10 protein-coding genes and 1 pseudogene are annotated in these 12,216 nt (G+C 60.4%); 3 read left to right on the top strand and 8 right to left on the bottom strand.

Features of this window, described 5'->3' with window-relative positions; translation table 11 throughout:
• Nucleotides 1-755 (top strand): annotated as a pseudogene (locus WAW39_RS23475) (hypothetical protein); the annotation flags it as partial.
• Between the two features lie 121 nt (nucleotides 756-876).
• Here the strand turns inward: WAW39_RS23475 and WAW39_RS23470 are convergent.
• The 4 genes from WAW39_RS23470 to WAW39_RS23455 all read right to left on the bottom strand — a co-directional run bounded on the left by WAW39_RS23470 (nucleotide 877) and on the right by WAW39_RS23455 (nucleotide 4,904).
• On the bottom strand, nucleotides 877-1,941 hold the full coding sequence (locus WAW39_RS23470) for a sialidase family protein (RefSeq protein WP_422321590.1): 1,065 nt from the start codon (nucleotides 1,939-1,941) through the stop codon (nucleotides 877-879).
• A gap of 112 nt (nucleotides 1,942-2,053) precedes the next feature.
• A complete protein-coding gene (locus WAW39_RS23465) occupies nucleotides 2,054-2,827 on the bottom strand; it encodes an SDR family NAD(P)-dependent oxidoreductase (RefSeq protein ID WP_422321589.1) in 774 nt (257 codons plus the stop codon).
• Between the two features lie 351 nt (nucleotides 2,828-3,178).
• Nucleotides 3,179-4,315: a hypothetical protein gene (locus tag WAW39_RS23460; protein WP_422321588.1), complete on the bottom strand. Its 1,137-nt coding sequence runs from the start codon at nucleotides 4,313-4,315 to the stop codon at nucleotides 3,179-3,181.
• 175 nt (nucleotides 4,316-4,490) lie between these two features.
• On the bottom strand, nucleotides 4,491-4,904 hold the full coding sequence (locus WAW39_RS23455) for a hypothetical protein (RefSeq protein WP_422321587.1): 414 nt from the start codon (nucleotides 4,902-4,904) through the stop codon (nucleotides 4,491-4,493).
• A gap of 210 nt (nucleotides 4,905-5,114) precedes the next feature.
• Here WAW39_RS23455 and WAW39_RS23450 point away from each other — a divergent pair, with 210 nt between their 5' ends.
• Entirely contained in the window at nucleotides 5,115-6,068 is a 954-nt protein-coding gene (locus tag WAW39_RS23450; RefSeq protein ID WP_422321586.1) for a hypothetical protein, read from the top strand.
• A gap of 98 nt (nucleotides 6,069-6,166) precedes the next feature.
• On the opposite strand, the gene rbfA is transcribed toward WAW39_RS23450, so the two are convergent.
• The 3 genes from rbfA to nusA form a co-directional block, all read right to left on the bottom strand.
• The gene (gene rbfA / locus WAW39_RS23445) at nucleotides 6,167-6,574 is read right to left on the bottom strand and encodes a 30S ribosome-binding factor RbfA (RefSeq protein ID WP_422321585.1); all 408 of its coding nucleotides are present in this window, start codon (nucleotides 6,572-6,574) and stop codon (nucleotides 6,167-6,169) included.
• Nucleotides 6,575-6,663: 89 nt separating this feature from the next.
• Entirely contained in the window at nucleotides 6,664-8,910 is a 2,247-nt protein-coding gene (gene infB / locus WAW39_RS23440; protein WP_422321584.1) for a translation initiation factor IF-2, read from the bottom strand.
• An 89-nt stretch (nucleotides 8,911-8,999) separates the two neighbouring features.
• Nucleotides 9,000-10,265, bottom strand: coding sequence for a transcription termination factor NusA (gene nusA / locus WAW39_RS23435; protein WP_422321583.1), 1,266 nt, complete (start codon nucleotides 10,263-10,265; stop codon nucleotides 9,000-9,002).
• Between the two features lie 210 nt (nucleotides 10,266-10,475).
• Between nusA and WAW39_RS23430 the strand changes: the two genes are divergently transcribed.
• Entirely contained in the window at nucleotides 10,476-11,900 is a 1,425-nt protein-coding gene (locus WAW39_RS23430) for a sulfatase (protein WP_422321582.1), read from the top strand.
• A 25-nt stretch (nucleotides 11,901-11,925) separates the two neighbouring features.
• Here the strand turns inward: WAW39_RS23430 and WAW39_RS23425 are convergent.
• A partial coding sequence (locus WAW39_RS23425; RefSeq protein WP_422321581.1) for a hypothetical protein occupies nucleotides 11,926-12,216 on the bottom strand: 291 nt, incomplete at its 5' end.

The raw sequence follows: 12,216 nt of genomic DNA, 5'->3' as shown, positions 1-12,216 counted from the left end.
TTTCAATAGATCGTCTCTTCACTGCCCATGTTGCCAACGACGCTGATGTGATTCAGCCGTGGAAAGTTAAACAAGCGATCATCAAAAGAAAGTATGATATATATCCCAGCGGAGAACACCCCTTTGTCCAGAATATTTTTGATATGGGTCTTGAACGTCCCACATCGCCCTTGATTTCGTTAAGGGTTCTTCAGTTTCTCCGTGATGTCCCGCCGGAGAAGACTGGCGACAGCTCTACATTTGTCCCCCTTTCAACGGTAATAGAGTATTTTTTATCCATGGGATTTGATGCAAGCGATGTTATTTTATCTGTGGAACAGCTATTGGCTAAGGGACTGGTGTTAAACTACGACCCCACTGTTTTTGAAGTCGAGAAGGTAACGAAGATCGAGATTGCACCTGCCGGCAACATTCATCTTTTATGGGGGACGACCGATGAAGATTACATCAAGACCATGGCACAAGTGACCCCAATTCGTGACGAGTCGACTTATAATAAGCTTAACGCTTTTTCACGTAACTTATCAGTCAATTGGGCCAATTGTCTCATCGAATTCATTGAATATGTCGTTAGTGAGGACGCCTCTTGGTGTCAAATCCCCGATCACAAAAACTATATTGGTCAAACGAAGCTGTCGCGGCGCTTGTTAAGAGTGGCTGACGATTCGCGTAGATGGTCGGAATCAGGAAACCATTTCACGAGGTTTACTTCAAACTACACTGAGCCTAAGGGAGAGCGAGAGCCTCCACTTTAATATTAAGCAGCGGACGTGGCATAAGAAAATACGACTGCCGCACAATCAGACACGAACTCCCACTTTAGCTGATTGCCCTGCACTGCCTGCCATCTCGTTTCCAGCCACCGCCAGAATCCCCTCACTCCAGCGTCAGCTCCGCGAGATAGATCGCGGTGATGGTCTTGCCTGCGGCGTCTTTTTCGTGGCTGGAGTAGTAGGAGACGAGGGCGCGTTTGTCTGAGAGCTGGACAAAGCCGGGGTAGGAATTGTCGCCGCCGCTGGGGAGTTCGGCGAACTCTTGCAGGGCATCGCCGACGAGCCAGCAGAGCGAGGTCTTGGCGCCCTGCTCTTTGGTGGTCTTGCGTCCGCCGACGAGGGTGTGCTCTCCCCATTTCACGACGAGCGGGCCGCCCACGGGGCGGTCCAGGCTTTGACGGCTCCACTCGGTGAAGGGTGGCCGGGAGCGGATGACGAGGGCGTTCTTGCCGCCGCCATGACGCCCGATGGCGAGCAGGCTGCCGTCTTTCTCAAAGAGAAACGCAGTCTCATCTCCGGCGGTCTCGGCGAAGTAGGCGCGCTTTTTCCAGATGAGGCCGTCATCGCTTTCCAGCAGGAGGGACTGCACTTTGTCGCCCTCGCCTTTGGGGCCGATGTCGTAGCCGGGCTTGCGCCGGCCGCAGAGGTAGGCCTTGCCACCGGAGGCGGCGGCGCGCCAGATGTAGAGGCCGAAGGTGCCCTCCAGCAGCTCGGGCTCGCTCCACTTCGTGCCATCATCGCTCCAGGTGGCGAAGCCGAGCATCTTGTTCATGTCGTAGTCCTTGGGCTGGATGCTGCCGGGGCCGCTCCACCAGGTGCCGGTGTAAACAAAGAGCCGGTCTTTGAAGACGAGGAAGTGGGGATCACGCGTGTCGCGGTCTTTGACCGCAAAGCGGTGCACCTGCGTCCACGTGGCACCGTCATCCGCGCTGCGCATGACGATGGCGGAGGCGGTGTTGAAAACCATGTGGCCGTCCGGGCAGCTGCGGAAGCAGAGGTAGAGCTGGCCGCGAAAGCGCACGAGATCCGTGAAGGCATTGTGCTCCCCGTTGTGGAAGATGCGGCGGATGTTGCTGACGGTGACCTGCGGCGGTGTGTCCGCAGCCTGGGCGGAACCCAGCAGCAGGAGGGCGAGTGTGGTGAGGAGGAAAGACGGGATGTTTGGCATGCGGACAGTACGCACGCAGCCCTGCGGTTTCATGCAGGATCACCGCCCGAAAAGTGAAAGTCGCCGCCGTTCATTTCCAGCACCCGACGTTTGGCGGAAAAAACACGCGCTCTTAAAACCTACCACCATCCACCATGAACTGCTGTGCGGTGCAGGCGGCGCCATCATCGGCGGCGAGGAAGAGGACCATCTGCGCGAATTCCTCCGGCAGGATGCGGCGTTTGATCGCCTGATCCCGCATCGTGCCCGCCTCGCCTTCGGGCGACCACCATTTCGTGAGCTGCCGCTCCGTGGGCACCCAGCCGGGCAGCACGGTGTTTACGCGCACGCCATGCGGGCCGAAGGTGCGGGCCATGGTGCGCGTGATGCCCTCCACCGCAGACTTCGCGATGGCGTAGCCGGGAAAGAAATCCTCCTGCATCATGTAGCTGCTGGAGCCGATGTTGATCACGGAGCCGTGCGCAGCGGCGATCATCTGCGGCGCCAGAGCCTGGATGGCGAAGAAGTAATGCCGCAGGTTGGTGTTGATCCGGTTGTCAAAATACTCGGGCGTCACGTCCTGCCATGCGTGGCGGTCGTCGTTGGCGGCGTTGTTCACGAGGACGGTCACGCTGCCGAGATCGCGCACGGCTGCCGCGCAGGTCGCCTTCAGCGCAGCGATGTCCAGCAGATCGACCTCATAAAACAACGGCGCATGCGCCACGCCCGCGTCCGTGCAGCGTTGGATCGTCGCCTGGGCATACGCCACGTTCTTGTCCACAAACGCCACCCGGCTGCCCTGCCGCGCAAACTGCTCCACCAGCGCACTGCCGATGCCATCCGCACCGCCCGTGATGAAAACAGTGCGGTCCACAAGCGAAGGATAACGGGCGTATTGGGCAGGCATAGGTGGTGGGCGATAGCTGTCTCCTGCCGGCGCAAATGCCAGATAAAAGATCAGAAAGGATGGGATGGGGGGGAATTGGCGCGCGCGAACGCGGCAGCGTTTTGGAGTGCGTGCGGCAAGCCTGGGCGCGACGCCGCTTTCGCAGGCCGGACGGCACTGCAAGAAAGGAGAACCCTCTTCACCTCGCGAAAGCGGTAGCTCCGATGCAGGCTTGCGCCTTGCATCTGCGCGACCGCACTCCAAAACGCTGCCGCGTTCGCGTTAGCTCAGCCCCCCAATGGCCCGCCTTGACCAAGATCTCTCATCCCCCGGTTCTCCTGCGCTGGGGCAGCAAACTCAGCACGGTGAAACCTATGTAGATGCTGCGTCCGGTGAAGTGACGGCGGGCTGCGTCGCGGGAAAATGCTCCTTGCTGCAGTCGGGGCAGATGCCGTGGGACACGCTGGCCTCGGTGTGTTTGGCGATGTAGGAGGCCACATCGTCCCAGTAGCCCTGATCGTCGCGCACCTTCTTGCACCAGGCGCACATGGGCAGCAGTCCCTGCAGGGTGCGGACTTCATCCAGCGCACGCTGCAGCTCCGCGATCGTGCGATCACGCGCCTCCACGGCCTCACGCCGCGCGAGGTCCTGGAGGTGCAGCTGGCGTGCTGTGGCAAGGACCAGCACGGTGAAAAAGACCAGGGTGCAGACGACGAAGAACGCCGCCCCGGCGGGCGAATCATACAGGCCTGCCTTCCTCCCGCCCATCCTGAGCCAGCCGAGCAGCAGCGGCAGCAGGATGGCCGCCGGCAGCAGCCGCCGCGCCATGATGCCGCCCGTGGTCTCGCTGAACAATATGTCCTTCGCATCACCGGCCTCGTGCCTGGCGCAGTACAGGCCCGCGCACAGCAGCAGAAACCCCAGCGAGGTATGAATGGCCATGCCGGTGATCTGGCTGATGCCCACTTGAAACACGAAGCCAAAGAGATGCCCCACCAGATTCGCCAGGGCAAGGAAGGCCACGCAGACCAGCAGCGCACGGGATACCACATTCCACCAGCCACGCCTGCGGCCGGCGGAAAGCAGGAGCGCCACGCCAAAGAACACAAAACTCACGGCCGTCTGCGATGACATGCGGCCCGGGGTGTACTTGCTCGTCTCACGCCCTTGCTCCTGGATCAGCAGATTGTCGATGCCAAGATCCAGCCCGGAGATGTGCTCCACCAGCGTGAGCCCGCCGGTCAGGATGACGAGGCCCGCGCAGATCTGCCCCATCCGCCGGCAGCACCGGCTGCGGCAGGCCGCCGCGCCGCGCAGGGAGAGCCCCGCAAGGAGGAACACCAGCGCCGCATTGAACTTCATGGCGATGCTTCCCGGCACGATGCGCTTGAGCAAAGACACATCAAAGATCCATCCGGCGATGGCCGCGCCCCCGATGCCGATCACCAAAAGACTGAAGAGATTGGTCCAGCGGGCGAGCCCTGGATGAGTCGTGGGAGGAACCAGCATGCGCAGTGTGAAAAAAGACGGGAGTCGAAAAGTGATGGAGGGGGGGACGGATCGTAGGCAGCCGGGCAGGTCTGTCATACCAAATGGCCGTTCACCCCCTGCCCCTGAAGCTCATGCCCCAGCAGCGCGCAATATTCACAGCATAAAACACAATCCAGGCGCAAGCACTCCGCTGTCACCGGACTTCAGCGGCACCTTGGGCATCAGCCGCAGGAGCGACTGCGGGTGTCCTGGGGTAGAGCGGAGTCTTGGGGCAAGGATCTCCCGTGGGGAGGTCATCAGGGATCGGCTCCGGGAGGGTGACATCGGGTAGAGCATAGACATACTTCCCTCGCGGCATCCGAAACAGCCAACAATCAATAAGCGGGTAGTACCGCGCGTTGAAGGCCTGGTCCGCAGCAGACAGCGGGGCGACTGCCACCACCGGCGCAGGCTGCCGCATCTGCGCGCTGAGCAGCGCAAAGCAAGCGATCAAGCCCCCGCACAGGCACAGGATGAGGCCCATGCTGAAGCCCGCCCCCGAACCCGACAGCATGGCCGTGAGGCGGTACGAAGCACCCGTGGATGGAAGGCGAATGCTGCTGGCCATGCCCCGCTTATACCGGACCGGCGGAAGGCGTGTCAATGATTTCACCGGCAATCCAGTTCAGACTGTCAGGCGGGTGCAGAAAAAAAGCCCATCCTTGGAGCCACCCCAAGACCGCACTCTCCTGGTGCGTCAGACAGGGTGCCGGCCATTAAGCCCTCGCATTCCTCCCATCTCCATCCTGATTGAACGATCTCAAATACGATCCGCCTCATGAAACTGCTCGTTCTCATATGCCTCCCCTGGCTCATAGCCGCCCAGGCTGATGCTTCCGTGATTCATATCATCTCCGATCCTGCCATCGAAGGAGAGCCGCGCCGCGTGATGGAGGAGGCGACACGAACTTTGACGACCACCGGCAAAGGTCTGGCGGCGCTGGAGCAGCTGATCTCCAGCTTTCCGCCGGAGGTGCTGGACAACCTGGGCACCAGCTCTTTCTACAGCGACACCGACCCGCCCCGTGCAGCGGCTTTGCAAGCCCTCCACGCCTGGTACTCCATCGACTTCATCGAAGAAGCGATGCAAAGCGGCTCCGACGATGCTGCCTACTGGGCGCTGCGAAAGCTCGCGCATCAGGCCATCAACAGCCCGAACAAAGACGAGGACACCGACAGCACGCGCCGCCTGGCAGCCGTCAAAGGAGTCGTCACTCACGACGTCAGAACACGTCTGATCCCCGTCTTGGAAAAACTGCGCACGGCGAAGTCGGAGCGCACCCGTACCGAGGCCCTCAAGTTCGCCCAGGGCCTGCTGCTGGACCGTGCGGCGTTTCTCCAGTCGCTGCAGGAGAAAGATGAAAAGGCACTCAACACCACCCTCATGGAGATGCTGGATCGCGTGCACATAGATCCCCACCTCACTCAGGAAATCTGGGCCGTCCTGGCTCGGGCTCAAACCGACAGCCTCAGAGGCACCTGCCTTCGTTATCCCTGGCTCTTGGATCTGCCGGAATGGACTGCCGCCAAGTCAGCCCTGCTGGCGCAATACCTCAAGCAACCGGGCTCCGCCGCCTACATCAATGCCATCTCCGCGCTTTGGGCGCTCTCCCGGTCAGACAATTCACTGGCTGGCAAGATTTTTGCCGGCCTGCCCACGATCGACGATCAACATCTCAAGGAACAACTGGCCGGGATGCAAAGCCAGCGCAGGAAACGTCAGGCGCGCTAGATAGCAGTGTGTGCAGGGCCTTTCGAAAACAAGCCCGGCCTGATGAAGCCCGAGACTTCCATCCGCTTGCTTCGGTCTTGCCACTCCCCCTTCCCTGATTACTTCCCAGCCTTGCCCTCGGCTTCCACATCCTTCTTCACTTCCTCACCTTCCACCGGAAGATCCGGCAGCGGCGGGGGGAGATTGTCGATGATGTTCAGCAGCGGCACGCCACGCTCGACGGATTTGTCGAGGCGGAAGAAAAGCTGGGGGCTGCTGCGCAGTTTGACGCGCTTGTACAGATCCCGCTGGATGAACCCACGGGCCTTCACGAGCTTGGCCAGGGCCGCGTCCTGCTGGTGCGGCTTGCCGATGACACCCACGTACACAAAGCACTGCCGCATGTCCGGCGTGGGGCTGACGTCGTGAATGGTCACGAGACAGCCTTCGTTGCGGAAATCCTTCTCGAGGATGGTGCTGAGCTCACGACGAATGAGCTCGCGTACTTTATCGACTCGGAGGGACATAGGGGCAGTTGAAAGGGGGCGGGTTTCAGGTTCCGGTCAGCAGCGTGAATGGCACGCTCATGACCTGAAACCTGATACGACGGGCTGGATCAGAGAGTTTGGGCGATTTTTTCGAGTTCGTAGCACTCGATGACGTCGTTTTCTTCGTAGTCGCTGAAGCCGGAGAGCTTGATGCCGCACTCCATGCCGTTGCGCACTTCGTTGACTTCGTCCGTGAAGCGGCGCAGCGTTTCAAAGCCGCCGTCATACACAGCCTGGCCGCCACGCAGCACGCGGGCGCGCTGCTTGCGGTTCATGACACCGTCGGTGACGACGGAGCCGCCGACGAAGCCCTTGTTGACCTTGAAGACCTGCTTCACGCGGGCATGGCCGATGACCTTTTCGCGGGTGATCGGATCGAGCAATCCGGCCATGGCTTCCTTCACCTGATCGATGAGTTCGTAGATGATGGAGTAGAGCTTGATCTGCACCGTCTCGCGCTTCGCCACGGTGAGGGCCTTGTTCTCCACCTTGACGTTGAAGCCGATGATGATGGCGTCCGAGGCGCTGGCCAGCAGGACGTCGGACTCGTTGATGGCGCCGACTTCCTGATGCAGGATGTCGAGGTTGCACTTGTCGCTCTTGATGTCGGTGAGGCACTTGGCCACGGCTTCCACGGAGCCCTGCACGTCGCACTTGAGGACAATTTTGAGGGCCTTCTTGTTGCTGTCCTCGATGCTGGCAAAGAGATGCTCCAGGGTGGAGCGGCGCGGCACGTTGAGCTTCTTCTGGCGGATCTCCTCCAGGCGCTCTTCGCTGAGCTTCTTCACGTCGCGCTCGCTGTTCATGACGACGACTTCGTCGCCCACGTGCGGCATGTCGCTGAAGCCGATGACTTCGCAGGGCATGCCCGGAAGCACTTCCTTGATGGACTCGCCGCGGTCGTTGATGATCGCCTTGACCTTGCCCCAGAGCGGGCCGCAGATGAAGGCCTGGCCGACTTTGAGCGTGCCCTGGCCGACGATGACCGTGGCCACAGGGCCTTTGCCGGCCACCATGGAGGATTCGATGACCGTGGCACGAGGGGAGGCCTTGGGGTCCGCCTTGAGCTCCAGCACTTCCGCCTGGAGGGACATGGTTTCGAGCAGGTTGTCGAGTCCGAGCCCGGTCTTCGCGGAGACTTCCATGACTTCGATCTCACCACCCCAGTCCACCGGCGCGAGTCCGATGTCCTGCAGCTGGCTTTTCACGCGCAGCACGTTGGCCGTAGGAAGGTCACATTTGTTCAGCGCGACCATGAGCTGCACGCCAGCGGCTTTCGCATGGCTGAGCGCTTCTTTGGTCTGCGGCATGATGCCGTCGTCTGCAGCGATGACGAGCACCACGATGTCCGTGACTTTGGCACCACGGGCGCGCATGGCCGAGAAGGCGGCATGGCCGGGGGTGTCGATGAAGGTGATGGGCTTGCCGTTGTGCCAGATGCAGTAGGCGCCGATGTGCTGCGTGATGCCGCCTGCTTCACCGGAGGTGACCTGCGTCTTGCGCAGAGCATCCAGAAGGGAGGTCTTGCCATGGTCAACGTGACCCATGAACGTGATGATCGGGGCGCGGAGCTCCAGTTTGTCCTCCTCCACCTCTTCAACAACCTGGGCCACAGGCTCGACGATGACTTCTTCCACCTTGTGGACGCCGCCGCCTTTTTCGCGCTTGTCGCGCTCCAGCTTGAAGCCGTGCTTCTCACAGATTTTCTCGGCGATCTCGATGTCGATGGCCTTGTCCGCGCTGGCGAAAACCTTGAACGCGATGAGTTCGGAAATGATCTTGAAGGGCTTGAGGCCCATCTTGTCCGCCAGATCCTTCACCACGATCGGCGGCTTCAGGTGGATGATTTTTTCACCGCTCTCGCTGACCTCAAACTCCGGCACCACCACCTCGGCAGGAGGGGCATGCACGATCGGGACGATCGGCTTCGGCGGAGTGGGGTCGTTCAGCAGGGAGATGGGCGGCAGCGCGTTGTGCTGGGCGTTTTCATCCACCGGGCGGCGGCGCACCTTCGGCTTTTCATCATCCTCAAAGAGGTTCAGCGCGGCGGCTTTGCGCTCGTCCAGCGTGGGTTTGGCGGGAACGACGGGCTGTGGCGCGGGCGCGGGTTCCTCTACTTTTTTGGCTCCCAGGGGCGGCAATGCATTGCCCCCTCTGACCGGCCCTCTGCTCCGGGGCTTCTTTTCCTCAATCAACGACAGCACCTTCCCTTTGGCTTCTTTTTTGGGCGGGGCGCTATCGGCAGGCACAGCCGCCTCAACGACTTCGTCGGTGGGGGACTTGCTCTTTTTGGCGGAGGAGGGTTTGCTGGGCATGAGAGAATGAGATCGGGCGAGCGGCGTGGGAGGCTGGCTGGTCGTGAGTTGGGGGTTGGTTTGAAATCGTTGTCATGGCGGCACAGGGGCTACTCCTTGGAAGGAGAGGAAGCATGTGCTGCGGCTTTGTCGAAAATCTGCTGGGCCAGGGCTTGGTCGCCATCCAGCACCTCGGCGATGTCAGAGACATCCACCCCGGTGGCCAGAGTTTTGAGATCCCCCATGCCGCCTTGGGTCAGCTGGCGGGCCACATCCTCGGTGATGCCAAGGGCGTCCACGAGATGATGCACCGCGCTGCCCATCTGGCCCTCGAAGACCTCGGCGGCGTGTTCATCCTTCTCGATGACGAGATCCATGCCCACGAGGCGGGAAGTCAGGCGCGCATTCTGGCCGCGGCGACCGATGGCCTTCGAGAGGTCTTCGTCGCTGACGGTGAGGCGGGCTTCCTTCTTGTCCGTGTTCACGGAAATGGAGAGGACCTTGATCGGCTTGAGGGCTTCACGCACGAACTCGGCGGGATCCGCTTTCCACCGGATGATGTCCACCTTCTCGTTGTTCAGCTCTCGAACAATATTCTTTACGCGTGCGCCACGCAGACCGACGCAGGCACCCACGGGGTCCACCTTTTCATCGGCGCTATGCACGGCCACCTTGGTGCGGTAGCCGGCTTCACGGGCGATGCTGGCGATCTCCACGGTGCGGTCACCGATTTCGCTGACTTCAAATTCAAACAGGCGGCGCACGAAGTTCGGGTGCGCACGGGAAAGGATGATCTCAGGGCCGCGGCCGCTGTCCTTTTCCACGGCTTTCACATAGAAGCGCATGCGGTCGCCGGGGGTGTAGTCCTCGGTGGACACACGCTCCTTGGAGGTCATCACGCCTTCAAACTTGCCGAGGTCCACGATCACGTCGGACTTCTCAAAGCGGCGCACCACGCCGCTGACGACGTCACCGGTGCGGTCCTTGAATTCTTCGTACAGATTTTCTTTCTCCGCCATGCGGAGGCGCTGCAGCATCGTCTGCTTGGCCGTCTGCGCGGCGATGCGGCCCATGTTGTTGGGCGTGACTTCGACTTCGATCTCATCCCCCAGAACGGCGCTCTTCTTGAAGCGCTTGGCCGTTTCGAGCGGAAGCTCCTCCCAGCGGTTGGTGACAGTCTCCACCGCGATCAGTTTGGCGAAGGCTTTGATGGTTCCTTTGTCAGGATCAATGTCGATGCGCAGTTCCCGGGCGGGACCGATGCTTTTCTTGGAGGCGGCGAGCAATGCCTGTGACAGGGCCTCGACCATTTTGTTTCGGTCGATTCCTTTCTCTTTCTCGTAATAGTCGAAGAGGGCTTTGAGTTCGCTGATCATATGAAATTCGTGTTTTCACCAGACAAAAAAGAGCGGGGAGGACCCCACTCTCGCCGTGAAAACGCTAATTCTGTCCGGGAAGGACGCGGATCATAAAGGAGGGCTAGGAATCAGCAAGCAGAAAAATTGTGTGGAAGTGCGCAGTTTTCTCAGGCGTTTTCATGAGGGCCGATTTATTCCCACACCCTTCACTCCCAACCCATTTCAAACATGCGCCCCCTGCTTTCTGCCATCCTGGCCCTGATTCTTGCCCCGCAAGCGGCCTCTTCGGCGTCCTCCCAACCCAATATCGTCGTAATTTTTATGGATGATATGGGTTATGCTGATATCAGCTGCTTCGGCGCGCAGGGCTACCAGACCCCGAACATCGACAAGCTGGCCGCCGATGGCCGCAAATTCACCAATTTCCACGTCGCCCAGCCCGTGTGCAGCGCCTCCCGCACCGCCCTGCTCACCGGCTGCTACCCGAACCGCGTGGGCATCCACGGCGCCCTGGGCCCCACAGCCAAGCACGGCATCAGCGCCGATGAAACGACCCTGGCCGAACTGGTGAAACAAAAGGGCTATGCCACCGCCGCCGTGGGCAAATGGCACCTCGGTTCCCTGCCCCAGTTTCTCCCCACCCAGCACGGCTTCGACCAATACTACGGCCTTCCTTATTCGAATGACATGTGGCCCTTTCATCCGCAGGCCAAGAAGGCTTTTCCCAAGCTGCCCATGGTCGAAAATGACCAGGTCGTGGATGCCGATGTCACGCCTGAGGATCAGACCCACCTCACCACCGACTACACCACCCGGGGCGTGCAGTTCATTGAGAAAAACAAGGACAAACCCTTCTTCCTCTACCTCGCCCACAGCATGGTGCATGTGCCCCTGTTTGTGAGCGACAAGTTCAAGGGCAAGTCCGGCAAAGGCTTGTTTGGAGATGTCATGATGGAGGTGGACTGGTCCGTGGGCCAGATCGTGGAAACCCTGAAGAAAAACGGCCTCGAAGACAACACCTGGATCATCTTCACCTCCGACAACGGCCCCTGGCTCAGCTACGGCGACCATGCCGGCAGCGCAGGCCCGCTGCGCGAGGGCAAAGGCACCTGCTGGGAGGGCGGCACCCGCGTGGCGGGCATCATGAAGTGGCCCGGAAAAATCCCCGCCGGCACCACCACCGACACCATGATGATGACCATTGATCTCCTGCCCACCATCGCCCACGTCATTGATGCGAAACTGCCTGAGCACAAGATCGACGGCCTCAACTGCTGGCCCATCGTCTCCGGTGTGCCCGATGCCAAAAACCCGCACGATTTCTACGCCTTCTACTACGAGCAAAATCAGCTCCAGGCCATCAGCAGCGGCGATGGCCGCTGGAAGCTGCAACTCCCCCACACCTACCGCAGCCTGCCCACGGACATCCCCAAGGCCACCGGCGGCAAGCCGGTCAACTACAAGCCCGTGAAGATCGAGCAGCCCGAGCTCTACGACCTCTACGGCGACCTCAGCGAATCCAAGAACGTCGCAGCCCAAAACCCAGACGAAGTGGCCCGCCTGCAAAAGCACGCCGAGACCATCCGCGCCGAACTCGGAGACAGCCTCATGAAGCAGCCCAAAGGCACGGGGACGCGTGAGGCGGGGAAGTAGGAGGGCTTCTTCGAAAAGCTGCTAATCATGAAGCCTTCAGGTCTTGCACGAGCACTCGAAGCTCAGGCCACCATATCTTCTCAATGTCATCATCGTCGAGAGTCAGTGATGTGCCCCCCTCCCGTAGCCTACGATCTCCTGGAACGTCAACCACTGCTCCCCAATATGGTGCAATGGAGATGGTCTGTGGAACAACGGGATTCTCATAAAGAATGTCTACGTTACCATCAACCACCTCGGAACCAATGCGCACCCAAGCATGCTCCCAGCGAAACACCTCTCTACCACCATTAAAATACATCGCGTTGCCCAATAC

Origin of the sequence: Prosthecobacter sp., assembly GCF_049294395.1 — a bacterium.
Lineage (GTDB): Bacteria > Verrucomicrobiota > Verrucomicrobiia > Verrucomicrobiales > Verrucomicrobiaceae > Prosthecobacter.
Note: the sequence above shows the minus strand (reverse complement) of the source record. Positions and strands in the feature narration are given on the sequence as shown.